This window comes from Eubacterium sp. Marseille-QA0814 (assembly GCF_965119675.1).
Lineage (GTDB): Bacteria > Bacillota > Clostridia > Lachnospirales > Lachnospiraceae > Eubacterium_G.
Genome location: NZ_CBCPMG010000001.1, coordinates 1659307 through 1685988, shown reverse-complemented (window position 1 = coordinate 1685988; position 26682 = coordinate 1659307). Strand labels below are relative to the sequence as shown.

The 26682-nt window shown below is 35.0% G+C and carries 26 protein-coding genes and 2 tRNA genes; 25 read left to right on the top strand and 3 right to left on the bottom strand.

Features of this window, described 5'->3' with window-relative positions:
* Positions 1-12: 12 nt before the first annotated feature.
* The 11 genes from ACQY63_RS07875 (at position 13) to ACQY63_RS07825 (ending at position 12711) form a co-directional block, all read left to right on the top strand.
* A complete protein-coding gene (locus tag ACQY63_RS07875) occupies positions 13-2793 on the top strand; it encodes a cellulase family glycosylhydrolase (protein WP_428245004.1) in 2781 nt (926 codons plus the stop codon).
* A 213-nt stretch (positions 2794-3006) separates the two neighbouring features.
* A complete protein-coding gene (locus tag ACQY63_RS07870) occupies positions 3007-3249 on the top strand; it encodes an RNA-binding S4 domain-containing protein (protein ID WP_022166193.1) in 243 nt (80 codons plus the stop codon).
* Positions 3250-3319: 70 nt separating this feature from the next.
* The gene (yabP, locus tag ACQY63_RS07865) at positions 3320-3604 is read left to right on the top strand and encodes a sporulation protein YabP (protein ID WP_296964753.1); all 285 of its coding nucleotides are present in this window, start codon (positions 3320-3322) and stop codon (positions 3602-3604) included.
* Positions 3604-4104 carry a spore cortex biosynthesis protein YabQ gene (gene yabQ / locus ACQY63_RS07860; RefSeq protein WP_428245002.1) on the top strand — a complete coding sequence of 167 codons (501 nt, stop codon included), beginning with the start codon at positions 3604-3606 and terminating at the stop codon, positions 4102-4104. The genes yabP and yabQ overlap by 1 nt, the downstream gene beginning before the upstream one ends.
* Positions 4065-4397: an FtsB family cell division protein gene (locus ACQY63_RS07855; RefSeq protein ID WP_022166196.1), complete on the top strand. Its 333-nt coding sequence runs from the start codon at positions 4065-4067 to the stop codon at positions 4395-4397. Before yabQ ends, ACQY63_RS07855 begins: the two co-directional genes overlap by 40 nt.
* Positions 4398-4493: 96 nt before the next feature.
* Positions 4494-4823 carry a DUF2007 domain-containing protein gene (locus ACQY63_RS07850; RefSeq protein WP_022166197.1) on the top strand — a complete coding sequence of 110 codons (330 nt, stop codon included), beginning with the start codon at positions 4494-4496 and terminating at the stop codon, positions 4821-4823.
* Between the two features lie 301 nt (positions 4824-5124).
* Entirely contained in the window at positions 5125-6828 is a 1704-nt protein-coding gene (locus ACQY63_RS07845) for a SpoIIE family protein phosphatase (protein WP_428244999.1), read from the top strand.
* Positions 6829-6901: 73 nt separating this feature from the next.
* A complete protein-coding gene (tilS, locus tag ACQY63_RS07840; RefSeq protein WP_022166199.1) occupies positions 6902-8269 on the top strand; it encodes a tRNA lysidine(34) synthetase TilS in 1368 nt (455 codons plus the stop codon).
* A 5-nt stretch (positions 8270-8274) separates the two neighbouring features.
* A complete protein-coding gene (gene hpt / locus ACQY63_RS07835; protein WP_022166200.1) occupies positions 8275-8796 on the top strand; it encodes a hypoxanthine phosphoribosyltransferase in 522 nt (173 codons plus the stop codon).
* A gap of 39 nt (positions 8797-8835) precedes the next feature.
* Positions 8836-10665, top strand: coding sequence for an ATP-dependent zinc metalloprotease FtsH (ftsH, locus tag ACQY63_RS07830; protein ID WP_428244997.1), 1830 nt, complete (start codon positions 8836-8838; stop codon positions 10663-10665).
* A 21-nt stretch (positions 10666-10686) separates the two neighbouring features.
* A complete protein-coding gene (locus ACQY63_RS07825; RefSeq protein WP_302689410.1) occupies positions 10687-12711 on the top strand; it encodes a glycoside hydrolase family 13 protein in 2025 nt (674 codons plus the stop codon).
* 155 nt (positions 12712-12866) lie between these two features.
* Here ACQY63_RS07825 and ACQY63_RS07820 read toward each other — a convergent pair whose 3' ends face one another.
* The 3 genes from ACQY63_RS07820 to srtB form a co-directional block, all read right to left on the bottom strand.
* Entirely contained in the window at positions 12867-13241 is a 375-nt protein-coding gene (locus ACQY63_RS07820; protein WP_022166203.1) for an NPXTG-anchored protein, read from the bottom strand.
* A gap of 92 nt (positions 13242-13333) precedes the next feature.
* Positions 13334-14728 carry an LCP family protein gene (locus tag ACQY63_RS07815; protein WP_428244994.1) on the bottom strand — a complete coding sequence of 465 codons (1395 nt, stop codon included), beginning with the start codon at positions 14726-14728 and terminating at the stop codon, positions 13334-13336.
* On the bottom strand, positions 14712-15470 hold the full coding sequence (gene srtB, locus ACQY63_RS07810) for a class B sortase (protein ID WP_022166205.1): 759 nt from the start codon (positions 15468-15470) through the stop codon (positions 14712-14714). Before srtB ends, ACQY63_RS07815 begins: the two co-directional genes overlap by 17 nt.
* Before the next feature lie 288 nt (positions 15471-15758).
* Between srtB and ACQY63_RS07805 the strand changes: the two genes are divergently transcribed.
* From ACQY63_RS07805 to fabZ, 14 genes are all read left to right on the top strand, one after another.
* Positions 15759-15840: transfer RNA gene (locus tag ACQY63_RS07805), tRNA-Tyr, on the top strand.
* Positions 15841-15871: 31 nt separating this feature from the next.
* Positions 15872-15955, top strand: a tRNA-Leu gene (locus tag ACQY63_RS07800).
* 234 nt (positions 15956-16189) lie between these two features.
* Positions 16190-16645 (top strand): ribose 5-phosphate isomerase B, encoded by a 456-nt coding sequence (gene rpiB, locus ACQY63_RS07795; RefSeq protein WP_022165180.1) that lies wholly within the window; start codon positions 16190-16192, stop codon positions 16643-16645.
* A gap of 112 nt (positions 16646-16757) precedes the next feature.
* A complete protein-coding gene (locus ACQY63_RS07790; protein ID WP_022165179.1) occupies positions 16758-17144 on the top strand; it encodes a hypothetical protein in 387 nt (128 codons plus the stop codon).
* Positions 17145-17156: 12 nt separating this feature from the next.
* On the top strand, positions 17157-17879 hold the full coding sequence (locus tag ACQY63_RS07785) for a hypothetical protein (protein ID WP_428244992.1): 723 nt from the start codon (positions 17157-17159) through the stop codon (positions 17877-17879).
* Positions 17880-18077: 198 nt separating this feature from the next.
* Entirely contained in the window at positions 18078-19658 is a 1581-nt protein-coding gene (locus tag ACQY63_RS07780; RefSeq protein WP_412335202.1) for a sodium:solute symporter family protein, read from the top strand.
* A gap of 291 nt (positions 19659-19949) precedes the next feature.
* Positions 19950-20966 carry a beta-ketoacyl-ACP synthase III gene (locus ACQY63_RS07775; protein WP_428244989.1) on the top strand — a complete coding sequence of 339 codons (1017 nt, stop codon included), beginning with the start codon at positions 19950-19952 and terminating at the stop codon, positions 20964-20966.
* 179 nt (positions 20967-21145) lie between these two features.
* Entirely contained in the window at positions 21146-21370 is a 225-nt protein-coding gene (locus ACQY63_RS07770) for an acyl carrier protein (protein ID WP_022165175.1), read from the top strand.
* A gap of 24 nt (positions 21371-21394) precedes the next feature.
* Positions 21395-22333, top strand: a complete 939-nt coding sequence (fabK, locus tag ACQY63_RS07765) for an enoyl-[acyl-carrier-protein] reductase FabK (RefSeq protein ID WP_428244987.1) — start codon at positions 21395-21397, stop codon at positions 22331-22333.
* Positions 22334-22436: 103 nt separating this feature from the next.
* The gene (gene fabD, locus ACQY63_RS07760; RefSeq protein WP_428244985.1) at positions 22437-23351 is read left to right on the top strand and encodes an ACP S-malonyltransferase; all 915 of its coding nucleotides are present in this window, start codon (positions 22437-22439) and stop codon (positions 23349-23351) included.
* A gap of 348 nt (positions 23352-23699) precedes the next feature.
* Positions 23700-24437, top strand: coding sequence for a 3-oxoacyl-[acyl-carrier-protein] reductase (gene fabG / locus ACQY63_RS07755; protein ID WP_412335197.1), 738 nt, complete (start codon positions 23700-23702; stop codon positions 24435-24437).
* Positions 24438-24448: 11 nt separating this feature from the next.
* Positions 24449-25684: a beta-ketoacyl-ACP synthase II gene (fabF, locus tag ACQY63_RS07750; RefSeq protein WP_412335196.1), complete on the top strand. Its 1236-nt coding sequence runs from the start codon at positions 24449-24451 to the stop codon at positions 25682-25684.
* 10 nt (positions 25685-25694) lie between these two features.
* Positions 25695-26186 carry an acetyl-CoA carboxylase biotin carboxyl carrier protein gene (accB, locus tag ACQY63_RS07745; RefSeq protein ID WP_022165169.1) on the top strand — a complete coding sequence of 164 codons (492 nt, stop codon included), beginning with the start codon at positions 25695-25697 and terminating at the stop codon, positions 26184-26186.
* A gap of 36 nt (positions 26187-26222) precedes the next feature.
* Positions 26223-26645 carry a 3-hydroxyacyl-ACP dehydratase FabZ gene (gene fabZ / locus ACQY63_RS07740; RefSeq protein ID WP_022165168.1) on the top strand — a complete coding sequence of 141 codons (423 nt, stop codon included), beginning with the start codon at positions 26223-26225 and terminating at the stop codon, positions 26643-26645.
* Positions 26646-26682 lie beyond the last annotated feature (37 nt).

Sequence of the window (26682 nt, the reverse complement as noted above, 5' to 3'; positions counted from 1 at the left end):
TAGGAGAAATTTATGAAAAGATTAAAGAAAATAATTGGAATAATACTTGCCGTCTCTTTTGTAATAACAGGAATACCACAGCTGGGTAGTGTAAGAGTAAAAGCAGTTTCTACCACAAAGGAAAGCTATCCCGGATTTATAAAAGCAGATGGTAAGCAGTTAAGAAATGACAATGGTGATATCGTGCATTTGCGTGGAGTAAATGCAGGTGGTTATATGTTGCAGGAAATCTGGCTGTGTGCAACATATGGTGGAACTGATGACAACTCAAGTGGAAATATCAGATGCCAGAAAAACATTCTGGATACTTTAAATTCCAGATTTGGCAGTGAAAAGGCAAAAAATCTTGTTAGTGCATATGAAGACAATTATTGGACAACCGGTGATTTCGAAAATTGTGCAAAACTTGGCATTAATTGTATCAGACTTCCAATTTGGTACAGAAATCTTGTTGATGAAAATGGCAACTGGTATGACAATGCCTTTGATAAAATTGACTGGTTTGTGGAAACAGCAGGTCGATATGGCATATATGTAATTATTGATATGCATGGTGCATATGGTTCACAAAATGGCAGTCACAACTCAGGTATTTACGGTGGAAGCACAAATCAGCAAAAAAAGGACAATTCAAATTTGTTCTTTGGAACAGATGCAAGTACAAATCAGGCAAAATATTTGGATATGTGGTTAAAAATTGCACAGCATTACAAAGATAATCCTGTTGTTGCAGGTTATGATTTGCTTAATGAACCAATGGCAGATTATATGAATGCGACAGATGTAACCGGAACAAAGGCCGAAAGACTTAGTACATTGTGGAATGTATATGATAAGGCTTACAAAAAGATAAGAACAGTTGACCGCAATCACGTTATTATTATGGAAGCCGTGTGGGATGCAGACACTCTTCCCGATCCTTCTGATAAAGATTGGACAAACGTAATGTACGAATATCATCAGTATTTATACAGTGATTACAGTGACAAAGACAAACAGGTTGCTGCAATGCAGAGCAAAATCAACAATATAAAAGGTGCAAATTATAATGTGCCAAGTTATATTGGAGAATTTAATATGATGTCAAACAGTGATTCATGGAGTGAAGGTGTTAAATTATTAAATGACAATAATTTAAGTTGGACAGTTTGGAACTACAAATGTACAAAACAATATGGAAACTGGGGATTATTTAATACTCCGGGAAACGGTAACGGCAACGATGCTGATACTAAAAAGTATTGGGCAGATGTAGAAAATGATTCTTATGAAACCATATTATCAAAATGGTCAAATCAGGGAAGCGTTGACAGAAATACAAATGTAACGGACAAAGTAAAAAGTTATTTTCCGGGTACAGTGGACAATCTTGCAGAGTCTAAAATTAAAAGTGTAAGCCTTGTGAATGCTGATGGAATGTTAAACCAAATAGATGTAAACTGGTATCCAAAGGCAGGTATGGCTGATGATACAAAGTACAACATTTATATTGATGACAGTACAACCAGTGTGGCAACTATATCCAAGTCTGATATAAAATCAGACAGTACAGTTATAAAGGCAACAGATTATACAAATCAAAATGGTGTAACAATAGATAAGGACAGCAATAAAAATCCGGTAAATATAGGTGGAACCCATAATGGTGACTGGGTAGAATACAAAGATATTTCAGTATCAAAGCCTATAACCTCTGTCACTTTTAACTATTCATGTGATAAAGATGCAAACGGTACAATTTATGTATATGATAAAAGTATGGATAGTGTTCCTATTGGATCTATTAAAATTACACCACCAACTGCAAATGCAGGATGGGGAGACTATGTTACAAAAACAATTGACTTGTATGAGCCTTTAAAAGAGGGGAAACATACTATTTACTTAAAATTTGTAAATGATATTTCAGGCAATGTTGTGAATTTAAAAGATTTTACATTAATAAGTTCATATGGAAATGTGAAGCTTGAAAATGTGGCTGCAGGAAAGCATAAAGTTACTGTACAGGCAACTTTAAATGAACAGGTATCAAAAGGAACAACATCAAATGAAGTTGAAGTTGTGTCAGAAAATACAATGTTAAAGTCTGACAGCATTACAGTTGAGGGATTTCAGATTAAAACAAATGGAAATAGGTATTACAACACAAAGGGCGAAGTTTTATTTGATGAAGAAGGAAGTGAGAAAAAAGTAGCCTTTAGAACAATTTGTAAAGCACCTGATATTGGACAGAACATTACAGTTTCAGGAAAGAATTACACCGTAAAAAATACAGGGGTAATATACACAATCGATCCTAACAGTTCAGGAAATTCGGCTGATGATGTATTGGATAACACATATTCAATACTAAATACTCAGGCTATTAGTGGTAATGAATATACCTATAGAGGAGCAAGGCAATACAACAACATGGATTATACATATGGCTATGTGACAACAGACAATGGAATATTAAGCAAAGAAGATGGCATAATGAAGTATGTCAGAACAATGAGTAACAACTCATATTATAACAATGGCATACTAAATGTTATGACAAATTCATTCCATGTAAGAGGTTTTGTTGTGGCAGAAGATGGTACTTTGATTTACGGCACGGATACAGTAACAATGTCCATACCTGAAGTTGCAAATTACCTTTACAAAAATGTGTTGTCATCAAACTACAATGGTCACGCATATCTTTATGATACAATTTTAAGTAAAATAGATAATAAAAATCCTTACTATTATAATCATAAAGTGGATTACGGTTGGAATGACAACCTATATGATCCTGGCAAAAAATAAATATAGTCTTTATAGAAAATCAAACATATATTATAATAATGCCGGAGAGAAAAAATCTCCGGTATTATTTTTATATGTAAATAGGAAATTATTTTTTAAAATGTAAATTTAATAATATGGAAAATTGTATTATAAAAATTAACCTAATAGTAGAAAAATATATATTCTAAGCACATAAATTTAAAAATATTAATTAGAACAAAAGGAGATATCATGAGAATAGATAAATTTTTAAAGGTTTCAAGAATAATAAAAAGAAGAACAGTGGCAAATGAGGCATGTGATGCAGGAAGAGTTTTGGTAAACGGACAGCCGGCTAAGGCTTCAAGAGATGTAAAAGAGGGAGACAAAATAGAAATTCAGTTTGGTCAAAGAACTGTAAAGGTGGAAGTTTTAAGCACAAAAGAAACAGTTAAAAAAGAAGAAGCAGTAGACATGTACAAAGAGATTGATTAAAATGCAACTGCAAGACATATTTCTCACATAACCTAATATATTATTATATAGAAAACTTTTCGAGGTTAATATGGAAGCAGGCAGTACACCAAGAACCCACAAACTTTCAATGGACAATAGAAAGCAGATGAATTTGACAGGGATTAAAGACGTAGTGGCTTTCGACTTGAATCAGGTTTTACTTGAATCAAATTTAGGTATGGTACATATAAAGGGCAGCGACCTAAAGGTAACTAAGCTTACAATTGAAAAAGGCGAGGTAAATATTTCAGGAAAAATTGACAGTATTGTTTATTCAGACGTAAAGGATTATGGAGAAAAAAGTAAGTCTATTTTGAAGAGGATGTTTAAATAATGAGTCAGCAGATTTCTCAGGAAGCATTGCTTATTGTAATGAGCCTGTATGGTGGACTTGTTTTAGTTGTCTGCTATGATATGGTTCGGGTTTGCAGAAGAATTTTCAAAGTGGGAATTGTTTCCATGATTATTCAGGATGTTATTTATTGGACGATTTCTGCAATATTTATGTTTAATATATACTTGAAATACAATTACGGCAGACCTAGATTCTTTTCAATAATCTTTACATTAGGCATAATGGCTTTGTATGAATGGTTAGTTGGAAGAAAAATTGTTGACAGGGTTGCAAAGTTTCTGTGCAAAGTAAAAACCAAACTTTCTAAAATGTTAAAAAAATTAAACACTTGCGTGTTTGGTAAAGTAAAGAAAATTGTGACAAAAATGTTAAAACCATTGCAAAAGTTATACAAATTAGATAAACTAAAAAGAGTTAAAAAAGAAAAAAGGAAGAGAAAATGGCAACAGAAAACAGAAAAGTATCAACAAGAAGATTAAGCAACGCAAGAAGAAAGCGTATTCAAAATAGAAGGATGATGATAGCTATATCAGCAGTAGTTGTGGCATTTTGTATTGTCATTGGTGGACAGATGATAAGCAAATACAGCACATTGGCTGATTTAAGAGAGCAGGAAAGAAAATTAAAGAATCAATATAAGAAAGAACTACAGTTATCTGAAGAATTAAAGGATCAGGAAGAATATGTTAAAACAGATGATTATGTAGAACAGATGGCTAGAAATTTAGGTTTATTATATCCTAACGAAGTAATTTTCAAGCCGGAAGATTAATAAATCAGTAGAATGAAGAATCAATATTAGCGAATCAGATATGAATTTAATAATTTAAACAATAGGGTAGTTAAATTTTATTACGAGGTTAAAGAGATGAAACAGGTTTACGAAACAAACGATGAAGTAGAACTACAAATGCTTATAGGGCTTTTAGAAAGCAACGGTATATATACACAAATATACACAGACGGGGCTGGAGATTATCTTAGAATAAAAGGTTCTGATTTTATGATACCTAAAGGCGTGCTTGTAAAAGATAAAGACTGGAAAGAAGCATTAGAGATAATCAATGCAAACGGCTTTGGAAAAAAGAAAAAAGTAAAAAGAGGCAGAACGCAAATTTGGGCAGCAAGAATAGCTTTAGTATTATTTTTAGCTGCTATATTAGGAAACATAATCTATAGTTTAATTGAAAACTTATAGCAATATTGAAATTGAATAGAAATTAACAATATAAGTGAAGATTAAATGATTTTATTAAAGAATTAAATAACGATTAATTATAAATGCCATATTAAAACCCAGTGGAATACCAAAAGTTTTGATATGGTTTTTTCTATAAGAAATTTTTTCAAAATCTTCTGTTAAAAAAATACGTTCCACTAGGGATGTATTTTAACAATCTAATGTCGAAATATCTAACGATTATCATACCTTGCTTTGACAAAAAAACATAAACAGAGCTTGTATACTATTTCTTGTGAAAAAAACAAGGAGGGATGGTATGCAAAAAATATTAAAACCAATATTGATAATAGCCATGAGTGTATTAACCTGTTTAATGCCAATGCTTGGTTACTATACAATAGGAGAAAGCTGGTATGGGGCATTGTGTCAAATGAAAGGCGTGCCTTTAGTTACATTGCCACTTATGATGTACACAATATTTGTAAACGGTGGTTTTATGGTTGCAGTGAAATACGGCACGATTATGGCAACCACCGGTATATGCATAACCCAGTATAAAAAAATCAGCAATCAGTATAACCCATATGTGGTGGCGGTAATTGCCACAGTTATTACTGTGCTGGTGGAGGCGGTTGACTGGTCAATAGACGGAATGATGAAAATTGACTTATACGGTTTAGTGCCAATTGTAATGCTTACCTGGTCAATGACAGTAATTTTTACATACTTTATAAAATATGTAAGTGATTATGTTCCAAACCATAAGTCGTTGCAGGAGGCAATAAGCAAACAGGAAGATATAAGAAACGAAAGTATTTTACGGACCTCAAAGGCATTTAAAAATCTTGCATCAGAGCTTAAAAGAATGAGTGGTATTGATAGGGATTACGACGTATCCATGGAAGGTTGTGTGGAACAGGAGATTGCAAACAGTTCCTGTAGAGGTTGTGCCAACGGTCAGATTCAATATCTGGAGCGGGCAAAAATAAATTACTTATGGTACAACAAACTGCTGGAAACAAGAGAAGCAATGGCTGTGCAGTTTAATGAAATGGCAAAAGTAATGGAAAATTACACTAAACCAATTTACAGCGAAAAGAAAACAATTCTAGGAATGGACGATTATATAAAACATAAGTTACGGGAAAACAAAGTTATAGCAAGAAGAATTTATATAAATGAAAATAGTAAAGGCATGTTAGAGGTGAGACTTTTTGCCAAAAAAAAGAAAAAAACTGATGTTAAATCAGATGTAATTAAAAAGGTAGTAAGTCAGGCTTTAGGCAAAAAGGTACGCCTTTCCATGGACAGCATTGTTAATATTACGGAAGATTACAATGAGTATGTTTTATTAGAAGAAGTAAATTTTATGACAATAAGTGGAACTGCCAGACAGACAAAAAATAACGAGAACGTTTCAGGAGACAATTTCGCTGTTATGAATTTAAACAGTGGGCAGACTTTTATGAGTATATGTGACGGTATGGGTTCCGGAAAAAGAGCAGGGGGCTATAGTGAACTTATAATTGATTTGCTGGAAAAAATGATAGACAGTGGCTTTGAAGAGGGAACAACTTTGAAACTTGCCAACTCGATAATGCTAACAGGAAATCAGTGGCAGGAGCCGGCAGCAGTGGACATGGCTTTAATTGACCAATACTCAGGAACGTGTCAGTTTTTAAAATTAGGTGCAGCCTGTACTTATATTAAACGTGGAAACTGGGTAGAATGTATTAAGTCCACATCTCTTCCAATGGGAGTATTCCAGGAAGTGGATATGGAAACTATAACGAAAAAACTGTACGATGGCGATTTTGTAATCATGGTTTCAGATGGAATTGTAGATGCCCTTGATGAGCCTGACAAGGAGGAGGCTATGGGTAGAATTATCATGGACATTAAAACATCCAATTCAAAACAAATGGCAATGGAGATTTTAACCAGAGCATTAGCCAGGTCAAAGGGGGTGCCGGAAGATGACATGACAGTTATTTGTACGGGAATCTGGGAGAAAATCTAATAAATTAGTCATAAAAATAGTTTTACTTCTTTGAAAGTTTGACATCGAAACACCCATAAAGTATCATAGAATTATGTTGAAAAAAGTGATAAGTTACATTGAAAAAAATAAAATATTACAAGATGGAGACAGCGTCTTACTTGGAGTTTCCGGGGGCGCTGATTCTGTCTGTATGCTACATGTGTTGTACAGCTTAAGAGAAAAGTATCACTTGAAGCTATACGTTGTTCACGTAAATCACGGAATCAGAGGCAGCGAGGCAAAACGCGATGCAGATTTTGTAGAACAAATGGCTGAAAATTTGCAAATACCTTTTAGAGTTGTGACGGCAAATATACCTGAAATGGCAAAAGAACAGAAATTATCAGAGGAGGAAGCCGGAAGAATATTCAGATATAACACTTTTGAACAGGTGGCAAATGAAGTTGGAGCAAACAAAATAGCAGTGGCTCACAACTTAAATGATAACAGCGAGACGGTTCTTTTTAATTTGTTTAGAGGTAGCAGACTGAAAGGTTTAACGGGAATTTCTCCAATGAGAGGGCAGATTATCAGACCCCTACTTTGCTGTAGCAGAAATGAAATAGAGCAGTATCTACAGGAAAACAATTTGAGTTACTGTATTGACAGCACCAATAAAGAGACAGATTACAGCAGAAACAGGATTCGCCTTAAGCTAATGCCCTATATAAAAGAAAATATTAATCAAAAAGCGGAATATAATATAGTAAATGCGGCTGAAAATTTATCTCAGGTGTATGAATATATTTACGGTGAGGCACAGAAGGCATATAAGATTTATGTGAAAGATAATGTTTTACTTAATTCGGCAGAAGATCTTAATGTTGTAATTTTACAGGAGGTCGTCAGAATGTGGATTTTGGAAAACACTGGTAGACTAAAAGACATAAAGGCTAATCACGTTAATATTGTAATTGGGTTATTGTCAAATCAGGTCTCAAAGAAATCGGAACTACCATACGGCTTAAAGTTAATCAAAACCTACGAAGGTGTGAAAGTTTTACCTGAAAATAACGAAGGAAAAGACAGCAACAGGCAGACGATTATTGAAGACGGTAAGATTTTTAACACAGAAAAGATTACAGTTACAGTGGAAAATGAAAGTTTTGACAAATCAAATATCCCTGATTTGTTATATACTAAATGGTTTGATTATGATAAAATAAAGGGATTGACATTGAGAAAAAGACTTCCGGGAGATTATATTGAAATTAGCGGAAGTGAATCGGGAAGAAGTGTAAAAAAGAAACTGAAAAAATATTTTATAGATAATAAAATTCCACAGGAAGAAAGAAACAATATATGGTTGCTGGCAGACGGGAATCATGTTGTGTGGATTGTTGGATATAGAATAAGTGAGATGTGCAAGGTAACAGATAGTACAAAAAGAATTATTAAAATCACATACAATAAGGAGTAAGGATTATGATACACAAGATTTCAGAGTACATTAGTGAAGAAAAATTAGATAAGAGAATTAGAGAGATTGCAGCAGAAATCAGCAAAGATTATGCAAAGAAAGAAATCAGACTTGTTTGTATTTTAAAAGGAAGTATTTTCTATACATGTGAGTTGGCAAAAAGATTAACTGTTCCTGTTACACTTGATTTTATGAGTGTTTCAAGCTATGGCTCAGGAACAGAAAGCTCAGGCGATATCAAAATCAAAAAAGATTTAGATGAAAGCATTGAAGGCTTAGATGTTATTGTAGTAGAGGATATCATTGACTCAGGCAATACATTAAGCAAATTAATTCCAATGCTAAAGGATAGAAATCCTGCAAGCATTAAGGTAACAACATTACTTGATAAGCCTGACAGAAGAGAAGTTGACATGAATGTTGACTATGTAGGTTTTGAAATTGAAGACAAGTTCGTAGTAGGTTATGGTTTAGATTATGACCAGAGCTACAGAGATTTACCATATATTGGTATCGTAGAACTTTAATATAAATTGACACAAATTATGAAATGCGAGGAGGAAGATTTGAACAGTATAGGCAGAAATAGATTTTCTAAGTTTTATTTTTTAGGGATTGTAGTTTTGGTTTGCTTAATCATCTACAGTTTTAGCCAGAGTTTTGTAAACAATGATTATGCTTACAGTGATTTCTTAACAGACTTAAAGGCTAACAACATTAAGCAGTTGACAATTAAGCAAAACAAGGAAGTTCCTACAGGTAAGCTGGTAATTAAGTTAAGCAATTCAAATGAATCAAAGATTGTTTATGTAACAGATGTTAATAAAGTTATTAGCGATATTGACAAAGTAAAAGCAGACAACAATAAGATTAAATTAAAACCATATATACCTGATGTAAGTAGAGACAGCGTATTCTTAACAAGCGTGTTACCTATGATTTTGTTAGGTATTGTTGTGGTTGTTGTACTTATGATGATGAATGCCAATGCCGGAGGTGGCGGTGGCAAGATGGCAAACTTTGGAAAGAGCAGAGCCAAGATGGTTGTTGAAATTAAAAACATGGATTTCACAAAGGTTGCCGGACTAGAAGAAGAAAAAGAAGAGTTAGAAGAAATAGTTGATTTCTTAAAGGATCCTAAGAAATATATTAGCTTGGGAGCACGTATTCCAAAAGGCGTTTTATTAGAAGGTCCTCCGGGAACAGGTAAAACATTACTTGCAAAGGCTACAGCAGGAGAAGCCGGCGTACCTTTCTTTACAATTTCAGGTTCTGATTTTGTGGAAATGTTTGTTGGTGTAGGTGCTTCAAGAGTTAGAGATTTATTTGAACAGGCTAAGAAAAATGCACCATGTATAGTTTTCATTGACGAAATTGATGCAGTGGCAAGAAGAAGAGGAACAGGTATGGGTGGTGGCCACGATGAACGTGAACAGACACTTAACCAGATGCTTGTTGAAATGGATGGTTTCGGAGTAAATGAAGGCATCATAGTAATGGCAGCTACAAACCGAGTTGATATTCTTGATCCGGCTATTTTAAGACCGGGACGATTTGACAGAAAGGTTTTAGTTGGTAGACCTGATGTTAGAGGCAGAGAGCAGATATTGGAAGTTCATGCTAAGAACAAGCCAATTGGTGACGATGTTAATTTAGAAAATATAGCTAGAATTACTGCAGGATTTACAGGTGCAGACCTTGAGAATCTTTTAAATGAAGCAGCAATTTTGGCAGCAAAGGGTGACAAACCATATATTACACAGGCAAATATTGACCAGGCAATGATTAAAGTTGGAATTGGAAAAGAAAAGAAGAGCAAGATTATTTCTGAAAAAGAAAAGAAGATTACAGCTTATCATGAATCAGGTCATGCAATTTTATTCCATGTTTTACCTGATGTAGGACCTGTACACACAGTTTCAATTATTCCTACAGGCGCAGGTGCAGCAGGATACACAATGCCACTTCCTGAAAAAGACGAAATGTTCCTTACAAAGGGCAAGATGTTACAGGAAATTATGGTAAGCCTTGGTGGTCGTATTGCCGAAGAACTGATTTTAGATGACATAACAACAGGGGCATCGCAGGATATAAAACAGGCAACATCAACAGCAAAGGCTATGGTTACAAAGTATGGATTTTCAGATAAACTAGGTTTAATAAACTATGATGACGATTCCAATGATGTGTTTATTGGAAGAGACTTGGCACACTCTAAAGGCTATGGAGAAGCAACTGCTTCAGCAATTGATCAGGAAGTTAGAGATATTGTTGAGAGTTGTTATGTACAGGCGAAAGCCATTATTGAAGAACACATGGAACAGCTTCATGCTTCAGCTAAATTATTGTTAGAAAAAGAAAAGATTAATCAGGAAGAATTTGAAGCGTTGTTCTAATAAGGAATAGAAGGTAAAAATATGTTTGTTAATCAAGATATATTATTTCATGACGGAACAAAGCAGTTCTGTAAATATAATGAACAGCAAAAAACATATAGCATCATTCTTAGAGCAAATAAAGGCACTGTTAGTAGTGTCTTTGTGTGCGTTAATGGAAATGAATTGCAGATGACAAAAATAAAAACTACAGAGGACTTTGAATATTTCGAAGCTCTGCTGGATGCCGGTGAAAAGATGTATCAGTATTATTTTAAATGCGATATAAATGAAGGCTGTATTTTTTATAATATGTTTGGAATAATGAAACAGGCTGTAAATGATGGTTATTTCGAATTGACACCTGGTTTTGAAACTCCCGATTGGGCAAAGGGAGCGGTTATGTACCAGATAATGGTTGACCGTTTTTACAATGGGGACAAAACAAACGACGTAGTTGACAATGAATATGTTTATATTGGAAAAGCAGTTACAGCAGTGAAGGATTGGAACGAAAATCCTGCAGTTGATGGAACAAGACAGTTCTACGGTGGGGATTTGCAGGGGGTCATTGACAAGCTGGACTATTTAGAAAAATTAGGTATTGATGTAATTTATTTTAATCCTATTTTTGTTTCACCATCAAACCATAAGTATGACACACAGGATTATGACCATGTTGATCCGCATTTAGGAAAAATTGTTGTGGATGGTGGAGAAACTGTACCTGATTACGCAACTGATAATAAAAAAGCAAGCAAGTACAAAACAAGAACTACTAACTTGGGAAACCTTGAGGCAAGTAATCAGTTATTTATAGAATTAGTTGAAAAAGCTCATGAGCATGGAATTAAAATAATTATCGATGGAGTTCTTAATCATTGTGGTTCTTTTAACAAGTGGTTAGACAGAGAGGAACTTTATAAAGGAAACAGTGATTATGAAACAGGGGCATATCAGTCAAAGGAAAGCCCATATAATTCTTATTTTAAATTTAGCACAGATAGCTGGCCTGATAATTACAGTTATGAAGGTTGGTGGGGATTTGATACTCTTCCAAAATTAAACTATGAGGGTAGTGAAAAGTTGTGTAATTACATTTTGCATATAGCTGAAAAATGGGTGTCACCTCCATTTAATGTTGATGGTTGGAGACTTGATGTGGCAGCTGACTTAGGACACAGCCCTGAATTTAACCATAAATTCTGGAAGCGTTTTAGAGACAGAGTTAAACAGGCCAATCCTAATGCAATTATTTTGGCAGAGCACTATGGTGATGCACACTCATGGCTTATGGGTGACCAGTGGGATACGGTAATGAACTATGACGCATTTATGGACCCTGTCACATGGTTTTTAACAGGTGTTGATAAACATTCTGACAATGCAAACCCATACATGAGAGGTAACGGAGAAGTGTTCCATAACACAATGCAGTATCAGCTTTCACGTATGCAGAACCAGTCAATTCTTGTGGCAATGAATGAATTATCAAATCATGATCATTCAAGATTTATGACGAGAACAAATAAGATGGTTGGTCGAATCGGTACAGTAGGAGCTGCAGCAGCAGCAGAAAATATAGATAAAGCAATATTTAAGCAGGGCGTTATTATGCAGATGACATTGCCTGGTGCACCTACTTTATACTACGGTGATGAAGCAGGTGTATGTGGTTGGACAGATCCGGATAACAGAAGAACTTATCCTTGGGGTAAGGAAGATTTAGAATTGCTTGAATTCTATAGAGAGGCAATATGTGTTCACAAACAGAATCAGCCATTAAAAGACGGGTCTTACATGTTGCTAATTGCTGACACCGATTTGGTGTGTTATGGTCGCTTTAATGAAAATGATTCAGTATTAACAGTAATCAACACATCTGACATAGACAAAGAGATTTCCGTTCCCGTTTGGAAGTTGGGACGAAGTGTTTCACAGTGGGAAAGATTGTTGGAATCAAGTAGAGAATTCTATAACTGTGGAAGAATAATCTATGAAGTAGAAGATGGCAGTTTGAACTTAACAGTCAAAGGAAATAGTGGTTCAATCTACCGCAACAAATAAATAACAATTCACAATCTGGTGAAAAAGCAGATAAATAAAAAGGAATTCAGACAAGTCATATTTCTATTGTCTGAATTCCTTTTTATTTTCTCGCTTTTTCTATTGAGTTATGAATTGCTTTCATTTGCCACTAATGGCTATCTGTTATTTATTATTTAGTTCTTATTTGTTAATTCTTTTCTGGAAACTACAATTGCACCTGCGGCTACTAACAAGCCGGCAATTGGGATTATAATATTTGAGCCTGTTTTTGGAGAAATGTCTGAAGGATTTCTCTTTCCTGTTTTACCTGAGCCGGTTGTTGTTTCGTCTTTCTTAGTAGTTTTTTGCTTTTTTTGTTTTTTCTTAGTTGTTTCGTTGCTCTTAGTAGGCTTTACTGTTGTTGGTGCTTTAGTAGTTGGGTTAACTGTAGTAGTTGGAATAACTGTAGCAGTAGGACTACTTTTGGCAAAACATGTTGTAGCAAAAGCCAATGTAAATATTAAAGTCGCTAGAAGAACTATAATATTTTTTTTCGCAGTTTTATTCATAGTTTTTACCTCCGTAATTACACATTATACAAAATGTGAAGCTTTTCTTATTCTATTATACATATATACGCTTAAAAATCAAAGTCATACTTTTAATCAATCTGTTTATAGTAAAAATCCAAAACAGTTTCAAAAAGTTTTTTCTTGGAAATTTTATATTCTGCAGAACTGTCTTTTGGGGAGTCCACATATTTCCCGGATGTACTTTGTATATTTAACCCGGTATAGTTTGTAGTCAGTGACCAACCTAAATATGTAAGTATCGGTGCAGAAATATTTGTAACTGTATTTGTTGTTGTATCTTGGTATAAATCCAAAGACACGTGGAAATCTTTTCTTATTGCAGGCACAATGGAACTGGCAAAAGCTGTAAGATATTGTTTCTGGCAATCCATTCTTCTAAGGTTGTCATCTAATAAGCTGGTGTCTCTATGACGAACAAATGCCTCTGCCATATCGCCTTTTAAGGTAACAGTCTGCCCCTTTGTGAAACTTTCAAATGTATAGTCAGGTGTAACAGTAACCCCACCAACATCATCATTTAAAATTTTTATGGCATCCAAATCAATTGCATAGTAAGCGTTAATTGGAATGTTGTATAAAAGACGTTCCGTAGCAGTTACCTGATTTTCAGCGCTTGTTTGTTTGCCGTCGCCATAGGCATATGCCAAACAAAGCTGGGCAGTTGCAGTGTCCACGTAGTTACCGCCCTCATCATATCGGCTAATATCAGTCATGATATCACGATTAAGGCTGAGCACTTTTATATGACCGCTCTTTGTATCGTAAGTAAAAAGATACAAAGCATCAGCTTGGCCGCCTGTTCCAGAGACTGCATTATCTTTTAGTTTGCGATTATCAATACCCATAAAAAGTATGCTTGCAATATTGTCATTAAATTCATAAGTATGTCCATTGTAGTATACAATTCGCCCGTCATCTTCATATTGTATTCCTGATGGAACATTAACATGGAGATTTCTGTAATTAAGTAACTTCCTCCTGCCAATATAATTTAAAACTCCCAAAACAATTGCAATAATTATAAGTAGTGAAAGTAAAATAATCAAAAAAATCTTTAGCTTTTTATGTTTCTTTTTAAGATTTTGATTATCATCTTTTGCCTTCTTATGCTTGTGGTTATTAGTTTGATTATCATCTTTTACATTCTTATGTTTGTGTGTATTAGTTTGATCATCTTTTTTTAACTTATTATGTTTTTGCTTGTTAGTTGAAGCATTGGCGTCAAAATTCTCAGACTTATCTACGTTAGTAGAGCTATTATTGTTAAAGTCTGTAGGCTTATCTGAGTTCGACGAATTGTGATGTCTATGGTGTCTGTGATGATGAGAGTCGTATTTATAATTTTTCTCAACAGTTTCCCAGTCAACATCAAATTCCAGATTATTCCTAGTGTCTTTAATGACGTTAGGATTAGCAATGTTTGAATTGTCGCTTATATTATTATCATTAGTTTGTTTGCTCACGTTTAATTAAAACCCCCTGTACTAGATATCTTGTGTTTTCGGCACCGTTTGTGCAGGTACTTAAAGTTAAAATTTTACTGTCCTTATTTAATGTAACTTTTCTTGTATTTTTATTCATTGAGTCAGGATTAAGAGTGTATTTCTGATATTTTTCCAAAACACTTTTGTTACTAAAATCAAAGGAATTTAAAATATGTCTGTCGTCATATACATACGCTGCATAGATTTTAAATGTCAATTTTTGACTTGGCATGTAAATATAAATGTATTTATTTTTCTTAAAAAAATCAGGTTTCTCAAAACTATGCAAAGTCTTAAACATTGAACCGTTGTTCATATTGTGCCCGTATAAAACTGTTACAGGATCAGAGTAATCGGTTGCATTTTGCATTTCGCTGTAAATTGCACCGGCAAATTCTGATTTCTTCTGTATATTGTGATTTAGGTAAAAGTCATCATTGTCTGTTGTTGGCTGAACAACAGGATAATCAACCTTGGTATTTGGAATATAAATCCAACTATATATGTCAGAGTTATCTTTTTTTAATTTTTTCCAGTTAATGTTGTGGCTGTCAGCATATTCTTTTGAATTCTTGACATGCCTAGAGGTAGTTTCGGTCAAATATTTTTTTGTATTTCCACCGTTGCTGCTTCCCTGTGAAAGTAGCAGGTAGCAACAAATAATAAAAATAGCAGTAGCTATAACCAAAACAGTTCCCCATATAATTTTCTTACTCTTCATATAAATTTTAGAATCCCTTTCAATAACGATTGTTTGTAACTATAAGTATAGTGGTTGGAAGAATGTATGTCAAAGAGAGAAATTTCGAGAAAATTTCTATTATATAAAAAAATAATTGCACTTTTATAGTATTTATGGTATAAATGTATATTGTTGGGAAGAGCAGTTCGCAAACGTTGTTTGCTCACTGTCATTTGCTTCGCAAATGACTTTTCCTTTTTCAATAAACTTATACATGCGAGTATGTAAAGTTCATTAAAAAAAGAAAAGCGCTTTCTAAGTTATTATGGGCAGATTCCCGAGTGGCCAAAGGGGGCAGACTGTAAATCTGTTGGCACCGCCTTCGAAGGTTCGAATCCTTCTCTGCCCAGTCTATAATTAGCTTTTAGCTGGTTATGAATGCCGGTGTGGCGGAACTGGCAGACGCGCAGGACTTAAAATCCTGTTGTGGCAACACAGTACCGGTTCGATTCCGGTCACCGGCATGTTTAAGTTTTTCAAAGCTTTGGGCGTACCTGATTTTTTTAGGTATGTCTTTTTTTATGTAATAAGAAAATCCTCCATAATTTCATATTACATAAAAAGTTCAGTTAGGAATGTGGTAGAAATACCTTATTTATTATACAAATATAAAAGTTTGACATGAACTTTTAGATTAGGTAGAATAAAAAAGTTAGGGATAACAGATTGTTAATAATAAGAAATGTGAGGAATTTACAATGAAAATAGGTTTTGGTTGTGATCATGCAGCAATTGATTTAAAAAATGAATTAGTTGAATATATGAAAGAAAAAGGATATGAATGTGTAGATTATGGAACAGGTTATGATGAAAACGGTGAAATAATCAAATGTGATTATCCTACAAAGGGTGAAGAAGTAGGTCGTGCAGTAGTAAACGGAGATGTTGATTATGGTGTACTTATGTGCGGAACAGGAATTGGTATTTCTATAGCAGCTAATAAGGTTCCTGGTGTTATTGCGGCAGTTTGCAGCGAACCATATTCTGCAAAGCTTACAAAACAGCATAACAACGCCAACATCATTGCATTTGGTGCAAGAGTTGTAGGTGTTGAACTTGCAAAGATGATTCTTGATGAATTCTTTGGAGCTGAATTTGAAGGTGGAAGACATCAGAGAAGAGTCGATATGATTAGAGAAATCGAAAAAAGATAACAAGTTTAGGTGAAAGAATATAATTTTCTAATTATAAAAGGAAAGCTAAAATAGTTTGATGGCAGACTATTGGTTAGTAGAATGATATAAATGAAAAAACTTAGGATAAATAATGGTAACAATAAAGGAAGTTAAAACCAGAAAAGATTTAAGAACTTTTGCTGGTTTCAATGAAAAAATGTATAGAGATGTGCCACAGGCAATGCCTGATTTGATTTCAGACGAAATGGCGAATTTTAATCCTAAGAAAAATCCGGCATTTGAGTATGCTGAATCAAGACAGTGGTTGGCATACAAAGATGGAGAGTGTGTAGGAAGAATCGGTGCCATAATCAGTCATAGGGCAAATGCGAAATGGGATAGAAAAAGAATAAGATTTACAAGAGTGGATTTTATTGACGACTACGAAGTTTCAGAGGCTTTATTTAAGGCTGTTGAAAATTGGGGCAGGGAAAAGGGACTTAAAGCAGTTCATGGACCAATGGGATTTTGCGATTAGGACCAGGAAGGAATGCTTATTGAAGGTTTCGAATATGATGGTATATTCATAACGATTAATAATGCACCTTATTATAAGGAGCATATGGAACGCCTTGGGTATGTAAAATCTGTGGATTGGATTGAAAACAGAATAGATATACCGGATGAAATACCACCTGTTTTTGACAAAATGTGTGAGAGAGTTTTAAAAGACAATAAACTCAAAATTGTAAAAGTTAAGAACAGATTACAGCTAAGAAAATACATAAAATATATATTTGATGTTGTAAATGATACTGCAAAGATATTATATGGTGAAGTGGATTTATCTGAGGCACAGATTAAAAAGTATGTTCATCAGTTCATATTAATGGTTAATGTTGGATTTATTTCATTACTTGTAAATGAAAAAGATGAGATGGTTGCTATTGGAGTGACTGTTCCTTCAATGGGCAAGGCTTCAAAAAAATCTCATGGAAGATTGTTTCCTTTTGGATGGGCAAGACTGCTTTATGCACCATATTCTAAACCTGACACATTGGAACTTTATTTAGTTGGTGTAAGAGATCAGTATAAGAAGAAAGGCTTACCGTTAGTTTTAATTACGGAAATTCTAAAAGCAGCCATTGAAGATGGAATGAAATATGCTGAGACAGGACCAATGCTTGAAGATAATATTAAGGTTCAGTCTATGTGGAAAAGATTTAATAAGATTCAGCATAGAAGACGTAGATGTTGGATAAAAGAAATATAAAAAAGTCGGCTGTGGATGTGCTCTGACATGAAGATAGGAGCAGGAAAAGGAAACAGTTGATAGCTAACAGGTGCTTTGTTATTTACAAAGCATCTTTTTTTTTATATAATCACTTTAATGCTTTAAAACGTAACGGTTTAAAGTTTAACGCTTTAAAGGCTCGGAATATATTTTAATAATTTTAATGGAGGGAACATTATGACAGTAGTATTATGTTCAATTATGCTAGTTGTATTTTTTGCTGTAATGATCTTTGTAGGTTTTTACACTAGAAAACATGCAACAGACGTTACAGGATTTGTTCTGGGAGGCCGTTCAGTAGGCCCTTGGCTTACTGCCTTTGCTTTTGGAACATCTTATTTTTCTGCAGTTATTTTCGTAGGATACGCAGGACAGTTTGGATGGAATTTCGGACTTGCATCAACTTGGGCAGGCTTAGGAAATGCATTCATTGGTTCTTTACTTGCATGGAATGTGTTAGGTAGAAGAACAAGGGTTATGACACAGCACGTTGATGCAAAGACTATGCCGGACTTTTTTGGAAAAAGATTTAATTCAACACCTTTAAAAGTTGCTGCATCAGTTATTGTATTTATTTTCTTAATTCCGTACACAGCATCACTTTACAATGGACTTTCAAGTTTATTTGGTTTAGTGTTTGACATTCCATATTGGGTAGTTATTGCGGTAATGGCAGTGCTTACAGGATTCTATGTAATTTTTGGTGGTTACATGGCAACAGCTATTAATGATTTTATTCAGGGAATCATTATGTTATTTGGAATTTGTGCTATTATTGGGGCGGTTTTAATGGACAACGGTGGTCTTTTACAGGCAACAAAGAGCCTTGCAAAAGTTACAGGAGATGCAGGTTGGGAAGGCGCTTACACAGCATTTTTAGGACCTGATCCATTAGCATTATTATTTGTGGTTATTTTAACATCACTTGGTACATGGGGACTTCCACAGATGGTTGGAAAATTCTATGCTATTAAAAGTGAAAAAGACATACATAAGGGAACAGTTATTTCAACAGTATTTGCAATTATTGTAGCAGGAGGCTGTTATTTCTTAGGCGGATTCGGCAGATTATATAGCGATAAAATTGCAATTAATGAGGCAACAGGTAAGCCTTTATTTGACACAATAATTCCAACAATGTTATCAACACTTCCTGCAATAGTGGTTGCAGTAGTAATTGTTTTGGTTTTATCAGCTTCAATGTCAACACTTTCATCATTAGTTTTAACTTCAAGTTCAACATTTACATTGGATGTAATTAAGCCGGCATCAAAGAAGGAAATGTCAGATAAGAAACAGGTAACAATAATGCGTTTATTTATTGTTTTCTTTATACTTGTTTCAGCAATAATTGCCATTTTCAAGGATGCACATCCTGAAGTAACATTTATAGCACAGATGATGGGTGTTTCATGGGGAGCTTTAGCGGGAGCATTCCTTGCACCATTTTTATATGGACTATACTGGAAGGGCATTACAAAAGCAGCGACAATTGTATGTTTCATCTGGGGTTGCGGAATTGCTGTTGTACAGCTTGTAATTACACTTGCAGGAATTGATACAACAGGTTGGGGAACAGTTCTTTCATACGTATTTAAGTCTTCAATCAACTCAGGTGTAGTTGCCATGGTTGGTGGCTTGATTATTGTACCGATTATTAGTTTATTTACAAAGAAACAGGACCAGAAAGAGTTAGAGGATTTATTTGAATGTTATGAAGAAAAAACAGAAGCAGTAGCAAAGGAACATTTAAAATAAAGGCTTCTGGAGTGTAAAATGTAGAACACTCTAAGGGCAAATAAAATTGCTACTCAAATATAAAATTTAATAGACAAATCAGAAAATAGATGTCCGATAATGAACAAAAACAAGAGGAAATGTTCATTACAGGACATCTTTTTTTCATGTTGTTTAGCTTTGCCAAATTCTATTGACCACTAATTTTTAGGTGGCTATACTGTAGGCGTTCTAAAACAAAAGAAAGACTTAAATAAATCGTAACAGGGAAGGAGTACAAAAAATGTTAATAACATTTTCTGTAAGGATAATATGTTTGGAAAAATAATTGGAACAGGTTCATATGTTCCTGAAAATATAGTTACAAACAATGATTTAACAAAAATTGTTGAAACAAGTGACAGTTGGATTGAGGAAAGAACCGGCGTTAAGCAAAGACACCTTATGAAAAATGAAACTACTGCTACTATGGCAACTGAGGCAGCAAAAAGAGCAGTGGAAAATGCAGGAATTAAGCCAGAAGAAATTGATGTTATTGTGGTTTCTACAGTATCTTCTAATTTGATTCTTCCAAATACAGCCTGCTTTGTTCAGGAACAAATTGGAGCCATAAATGCTTTTTGTTTTGACATTAATACAGCCTGTACCGGTTTTATGATGGCATACAATACTGTCCAAAGTTATATTAATTCAGGTTTAGTGAAGACAGCGTTAATTATTGGAGCAGAGGGCTTGTCAAGAATTGTTGATTGGAGTGACAGAGGAACCTGTATTCTTTTTGGAGACGGGGCAGGAGCTGCAATTGTTAAGGCAAGCGAGGCTGCAGTTTTTGAAACTGTTATGAAATCTGATGGTAGAAAAGGTTCAGCACTTACATGTTATAACGGGTTTGCAACAAGACCAAGAAAAATTTTTACAGAAGAAAAACAGGAAATTTCAGATATATATGAAAAAACGAATGGTCAGGAAAGCTCAGACACCTTTGTAAAGATGGATGGTCAGGAAATTTTTAGGTTTGCCGTAAAAGAAGTTCCAAAATGTATTAATGAATTAATGGAAAAAATGAATATAACAAGTGACGATGTGGATATGTTTGTTTTGCATCAGGCAAATTTAAGAATTTGTCAGGGGATTGCCAAGCGTTTGAAAATCAGTATGGATAAGGTGCCAACAAATGTTTCAGAATATGGCAATACATCATCTGCCTGCATACCAATATTGCTGGATGAGTTGTTTAAGGCAGGCAAACTGAAAAAAGGCGACAAAATTATAATGTCAGGTTTTGGTGCAGGAGTAACCCTTGCTGCAACATATTTGGAAATTTGTTAATGGCAGTTGTAACTAAAACCGTAAAATATTTTTTATTAGTTATTAACCGGTACAGCCGGATTATATAAAATTGCTTTTGAAAATAAAAAATTATATGGAACTTAAAATAGTAGTTTTTTATAAACAGGTTTTCAAAAAGCAAAAAAAAGCCAATTATAAAAGAATAAGGAGATTAAAAAATGTTTGAAGAAATTAAGGAAATTATTGTTGAAGAATTAGGAGTAGATGAAGACAAGGTTGTGGAAACAGCAACATTTAATGAAGATTTAGGAGCTGACTCATTAGATTTATTTGAACTTGTAATGGCATTTGAAGATAAGTTTGACGTAAAGATTCCTGAAGAAGATTTAGAAAAAATCAAGACAGTTGGAGATGTTGTGAAATATATTCAGGACAATAAATAATAGAAAAGCGTAGGAAATTTCGTTATGAAAACAGAGATAACAGAATTACTAAATATTGAATATCCCATAATTCAGGGTGGTATGGCATGGGTGGCTGACTATCATTTAGCAGCTGCCGTTTCCAATGCCGGCGGACTTGGGCTGATTGGTTCAGGTGGAGCACCTGCATCCTGGGTAAAAGACCAAATTAGGGAAGTAAAAAAATTAACTGATAAACCTTTTGGGGTAAACATTATGTTAATGAACCCGGAGGCAGATGAAATCGCAAAAGTAATTGTAGAAGAAAAAGTACCTGTTGTTACTACAGGAGCGGGAAATCCGGCAAAGTACATTAAAGAATGGAAAGAAGCTGGCGTGAAAGTAATTCCTGTAGTTGCAAGTTGTGCCTTGGCAAAAATGATGGAACGCTGTGGAGCCGATGCAGTAGTTGCAGAGGGAACAGAGGCAGGAGGACATATTGGGGAGATTACAACAATGTCTTTGGTGCCACAGGTTGTTGATGCAGTGAATATACCTGTCATTGCAGCAGGCGGGATCGCTGATGGAAGAGGTTTTGCTGCGGCACTGATGTTGGGAGCTAAGGCAGTTCAAATGGGAACTCATTTTGTTGCCACAAAAGAATGTAACGTTCACGAAAATTATAAGGAAAAAATAATAAAGGCAAAAGACATTGACTCAAAGGTAACAGGTCGCTCAACAGGACATCCTGTACGTGTACTTAGAAATCAAATGAGCAATGAGTACATAAAAAAAGAGCAGGAAGGTGCCACATTGGAAGAGTTAGAACTTTTAACTTTAGGTGGTTTAAGAAAAGCTGTTGTTGAGGGCAACGTAAAAGAAGGAAGTCTAATGGCGGGGCAAGTTGCCGGTTTGGTAAAAAAACAATATACCTGCAAGGAACTTATCGAAAAGGTTGTAACCGAAGGACAACAGGTAATAGAAAACAGATTGGCAGAGTTTTAAAGCTGGAATTTTGACGTGAGATTTTAAAAGTAAAATTTAGCATTCATATCTAAAAAACAGTGGAGAAAAATTAGAGTTGTATTTAAAATTTTTGGAGGAGCATATGAGTAAAATCGCATTTGTATATCCGGGACAGGGTGTGCAGACAGTAGGCATGGCACAGGACTTTTATGAAAACAGTGTTTTGTCAAAAGAAGTATTTGACAAGGCAGATCAGGTACTTGATTTTGATATAAAGAAAATCTGTTTTCAGGAAAATCAGGAAATAAATGATACAGAGTACACACAGGCGGCTTTGGTTACTACATATCTTGCAATAACAAAAGAAGTAGAAAACAGGGGAATTAAACCTGACGTTACAGCAGGACTAAGCCTTGGAGAATATGCGGCAATTGCAGTAAGCGGTGGCTTTTCTTACGAAGATGCCATAAAAACGGTAAGACAACGAGGAATTCTTATGAACAGGGCTGTGCCAAAAGGTGAAGGTACAATGGCAGCAATTCTTGGAATGACAGCTGAGCAAATAGATAACATTGTAAACAAGATGGAAAACGTGTCAGTGGCAAATTATAACTGCCCGGGACAAATTGTAATAACCGGAAAAAAAGATGCCGTTGAAAAAGCAATGGAATCATTGAAAGAAGCCGGAGCCAGAAGAACAGTAGAATTAAACGTAAGTGGGCCTTTCCACTCACAATTCTTAAAAGAAGCCGGAAAAAAACTAGGAGAGCAACTTGAAAAAGTACAATTCACACCATTAACAATACCATACGTTACAAACGTAACAGCACAATATGTGGAAGATGTTAATAAAACAAAAGAATTGTTAATAAAACAGGTCTACTCACCGGTTCGATGGGAAGAAAGTGTAAGAAACATGATAGAAAAAGGCGTAGACACATTTATTGAAATAGGTCCCGGAAAAACAATCGCAGGCTTCTTACGCAAAATAGACAGAAATGTAAAATGCATAAACATAAGTCAATATGAAGACTTAAAAAAACTAAATCAAAATTAAAAATTAATAAGATAATTTAACTCTTTTTTAGAAAAGTAAAAAATATTAAAGAATAAAATCAAGATAATCAAAAATATAGCTTTTCTTCTTTCTGCTTTGCAGATATACATTCACGAAAGCACGTTACACTTAGGATACTGCACGTACAAGCCTTCCCAGTACGTTGCACATAGGTAATAAACATTCTAAGAAAGTGCTCTGAAGCCGTGGGTTCACAAAGGCAGCGAAGTCGGCTTTGTAGAACCGCTACGAGCTGAAGGCAGAGGGAGCGTGCTTTCGTGAATGCATATTGCCTATGTGCATGGGAAAGAGAGTGTAGATTTTGATTATCTGGAACAGAGGTTTTATATGGAAAATAAAGTAGCAATTGTAACAGGAGCTTCAAGAGGCATAGGAGCTGCCATTGCAAAAAAACTAGCTTCACTGGGTGCCACAGTAATTGTAAACTACGCAGGCTCCAGAGAAAAAGCAGAAACAGTAGTAAAAGAAATTGAAAATGCAGGTGGCAAGGCAACAGCCATGCAGTGCGACATTTCAGATTTTAATAAATGCAGTGAATTTACTAATGAAGTAAAAGACAGATTTGGTTCCATTGATATTTTAGTAAACAATGCAGGTATTACAAGAGATGGTTTGTGCATGGCGATGAAAGAAGAAGACTTCGACGCTGTAATTAATACTAATTTAAAAGGAACATTTAACTGCATTAAATTTGCTTCAAGAATAATGATGAAACAAAGACATGGAAAAATCATTAACATGACTTCAGTTTCAGGAGTTGCAGGTAATGCCGGACAGGTTAATTATTCAGCGGCGAAAGCAGGAGTAATTGGAATTACAAAATCAATGGCAAGAGAATTGTCATCAAGAAATATTAATGTAAATGCAATTGCACCGGGATTTATTGAAACAGACATGACTGCAAAATTATCTGACAAGGTAAAAGAGCAGGCAGTTTCACAAATTCCCCTTAACAGATTTGGAAAGCCTGAGGAAGTTGCCGAGTTAGTGGCGTTTTTAGCAGGTGAAAAAAGTAATTATATAACAGGACAGGTATTTCACATTGATGGTGGAATGGTAATGTAGCGAGGTGTCATATGAGAAGAGTTGTAGTAACAGGTATGGGTGCAATAACACCAATTGGAAATAGTGTAGATGAATTTTGGCAGGGAATTAAAGCAGGAAAAGTTGGTATTGACGAAATTACCAAATTCGACACAACAGATTATTCTGTAAAATTAGCAGCAGAAGTTAAGGACTTTGTGGCAAAAGAAAGAATGGAATTTAAGGCGGCAAAGAGAATGTCACCATTTTCACAGTATGCTGTGTGTGCAGCAAAGGAGGCACTTGAACAGTCAGGGCTTGATTTGACAAAAGAAGACCCTTACAAAGTGGGAGTAAGTGTTGGCTCAGGTATTGGTGGCATGAAGGATATGGAAGAAGAAAACAAAAAGCTTCTGGAAAGAGGTCCCGGCAGAATTAAACCATTGCTTGTGCCAATGATGATTACAAACATGGCGGCAGGTAACGTGGCAATCGCCTTTGGAGCAAAAGGAAAATGTATTAATGTGGTAACTGCCTGTGCAACAGGAACACATTCAATTGGCGAGGCGTACAGATCAATTCAGTGTGGCGAAGCCGACGTAATGATAGCAGGGGGAACAGAAAGTTCAATTACACCTTTAGGGGTTGCAGGTTTTACAAGTCTTACAGCATTAACAAAAACAACTGACAAAACACAGGCATCAATTCCATTTGATAAGAAACGTAGTGGTTTTGTAATGGGAGAAGGTGCAGGAATAGTTGTTCTTGAAGAACTGGAACATGCCTTAGACAGAGGTGCAAATATTTTGGCGGAAGTGGTAGGTTACGGAGCAACCTGTGATGCTTACCATATTACATCACCTGCTGAAGATGGAAGTGGAGCAGCAAAAGCAATGGAACTTGCCATAAAAGAAGCAGGGGCAAAGCCGGAAGACGTTGACTACATTAACGCTCATGGAACAAGTACACATCACAATGATTTATTTGAAACAAGAGCCATTAAACTTGCACTTAAAGAGGCAGCAAAGAATGTAAAAGTAAATTCAACTAAATCAATGATTGGACATTTGCTAGGTGCCGCAGGTGGTGTTGAATTTATTACATGTGTAAAGAGTATTAACGAAGGTTATATACATCAGACAGTTGGTTTAACAGAGCCGGATGAGGAGTTAGACCTTGATTATGTAATGGGACAGGGCGTTGAAACAAATGTTGATTTTGCACTTAGTAACTCATTAGGTTTTGGTGGACATAACGCAACTTTAGCTGTAAGAAAATATAGCAAGTAAAGGGGAAAAAATGGACATTAAGGATATTAAAATTTTAATAAATGAAGTATCAAATTCTAATTTATACGAATTTAGATATGAAGAAAATGGAGTAAAATTACAACTTTCAAAAGGCACAATTTATGACGAAAAGAAAACGGTTGCCATAACAGATGCAAAAACTACAGCTACTATTTCTCAGGAAAATGTTAATCCTGCTAACAATCAGGAAAATTTGGGAAGCAGTGAGAATAGCGGTAAGCAGTCTGAAATTGAAAAAGAAATAAAAGGAAACATTGTTACATCTCCGTTAGTTGGAACAGTTTATCTGGCACCGGCAGAAGATGAGCCACCTTTTGTTTCAGTGGGTGACAAAGTAAAAAAAGGACAAACACTGGCAATTGTTGAAGCTATGAAACTAATGAATGAAATTGAGTCAAAGTTCGATGGGGTGGTTAAAGAAGTGTTAGTTGACAATGAATCACCTGTGGAATTTGGTCAGGAAATGTTCGTTATAGAATAGAAGAAAAGTTGTAAAAAATTAGAAAGTAGGAAATAAATGCTAAACATAAAACAAATACAGGAAATTATACCTCACAGACATCCTTTTTTATTGATTGATTATATTGAAGATTATGAGCCTGGAGTTTATGCTGTTGGCTACAAATGCGTAACTTACAGGGAAGATTTTTTTAAGGGACATTTTCCGGGGATGCCGGTAATGCCTGGAGTTTTAACAGTAGAGGCATTGGCACAGGTTGGAGCAGTTGCAATTTTAAGTCAGGAAGAAAACAAAGGAAAAACAGCATTCTTTGGTGGAATTAACAAATGTCGCTTTAAAGGAAAAATAGTTCCCGGTGACAAGATTAAGCTTGAAACAAAAATAATCAGACAAAAAGGACCTATGGGAATTGGAGAGGCAAAAGCCTCCGTTAATGGAAAAGTGGTAGTGACAGCAGAACTTACATTTATGGTTGGTTAAAAATTAATAAAAAGACCTATTGCAGTTGAAAAACAGT

Excerpts from the sequence above, each read along its gene's own strand:
- ACQY63_RS07845 (WP_428244999.1), top strand. The coding sequence starts at position 5,125 with ATGCAAAAAATATTAAAACCAATATTGATAATAGCCATGAGTGTATTA.
- yabQ (WP_428245002.1), top strand. The coding sequence starts at position 3,604 with ATGAGTCAGCAGATTTCTCAGGAAGCATTGCTTATTGTAATGAGCCTG.
- hpt (WP_022166200.1), top strand. The coding sequence starts at position 8,275 with ATGATACACAAGATTTCAGAGTACATTAGTGAAGAAAAATTAGATAAG.
- ACQY63_RS07820 (WP_022166203.1), bottom strand. The coding sequence starts at position 13,241 with ATGAATAAAACTGCGAAAAAAAATATTATAGTTCTTCTAGCGACTTTA.
- rpiB (WP_022165180.1), top strand. The coding sequence starts at position 16,190 with ATGAAAATAGGTTTTGGTTGTGATCATGCAGCAATTGATTTAAAAAAT.
- fabF (WP_412335196.1), top strand. The coding sequence starts at position 24,449 with ATGAGAAGAGTTGTAGTAACAGGTATGGGTGCAATAACACCAATTGGA.
- yabP (WP_296964753.1), top strand. The coding sequence starts at position 3,320 with ATGGAAGCAGGCAGTACACCAAGAACCCACAAACTTTCAATGGACAAT.
- ACQY63_RS07780 (WP_412335202.1), top strand. The coding sequence starts at position 18,078 with ATGACAGTAGTATTATGTTCAATTATGCTAGTTGTATTTTTTGCTGTA.
- ACQY63_RS07775 (WP_428244989.1), top strand. The coding sequence starts at position 19,950 with ATGTTTGGAAAAATAATTGGAACAGGTTCATATGTTCCTGAAAATATA.
- ACQY63_RS07870 (WP_022166193.1), top strand. The coding sequence starts at position 3,007 with ATGAGAATAGATAAATTTTTAAAGGTTTCAAGAATAATAAAAAGAAGA.
- fabG (WP_412335197.1), top strand. The coding sequence starts at position 23,700 with ATGGAAAATAAAGTAGCAATTGTAACAGGAGCTTCAAGAGGCATAGGA.
- ACQY63_RS07790 (WP_022165179.1), top strand. The coding sequence starts at position 16,758 with ATGGTAACAATAAAGGAAGTTAAAACCAGAAAAGATTTAAGAACTTTT.
- ACQY63_RS07875 (WP_428245004.1), top strand. The coding sequence starts at position 13 with ATGAAAAGATTAAAGAAAATAATTGGAATAATACTTGCCGTCTCTTTT.
- srtB (WP_022166205.1), bottom strand. The coding sequence starts at position 15,470 with ATGAAGAGTAAGAAAATTATATGGGGAACTGTTTTGGTTATAGCTACT.
- ACQY63_RS07825 (WP_302689410.1), top strand. The coding sequence starts at position 10,687 with ATGTTTGTTAATCAAGATATATTATTTCATGACGGAACAAAGCAGTTC.
- fabD (WP_428244985.1), top strand. The coding sequence starts at position 22,437 with ATGAGTAAAATCGCATTTGTATATCCGGGACAGGGTGTGCAGACAGTA.
- fabZ (WP_022165168.1), top strand. The coding sequence starts at position 26,223 with ATGCTAAACATAAAACAAATACAGGAAATTATACCTCACAGACATCCT.
- fabK (WP_428244987.1), top strand. The coding sequence starts at position 21,395 with ATGAAAACAGAGATAACAGAATTACTAAATATTGAATATCCCATAATT.
- ACQY63_RS07850 (WP_022166197.1), top strand. The coding sequence starts at position 4,494 with ATGAAACAGGTTTACGAAACAAACGATGAAGTAGAACTACAAATGCTT.
- tilS (WP_022166199.1), top strand. The coding sequence starts at position 6,902 with ATGTTGAAAAAAGTGATAAGTTACATTGAAAAAAATAAAATATTACAA.
- ACQY63_RS07855 (WP_022166196.1), top strand. The coding sequence starts at position 4,065 with ATGGCAACAGAAAACAGAAAAGTATCAACAAGAAGATTAAGCAACGCA.
- ACQY63_RS07770 (WP_022165175.1), top strand. The coding sequence starts at position 21,146 with ATGTTTGAAGAAATTAAGGAAATTATTGTTGAAGAATTAGGAGTAGAT.
- accB (WP_022165169.1), top strand. The coding sequence starts at position 25,695 with ATGGACATTAAGGATATTAAAATTTTAATAAATGAAGTATCAAATTCT.
- ACQY63_RS07785 (WP_428244992.1), top strand. The coding sequence starts at position 17,157 with ATGCTTATTGAAGGTTTCGAATATGATGGTATATTCATAACGATTAAT.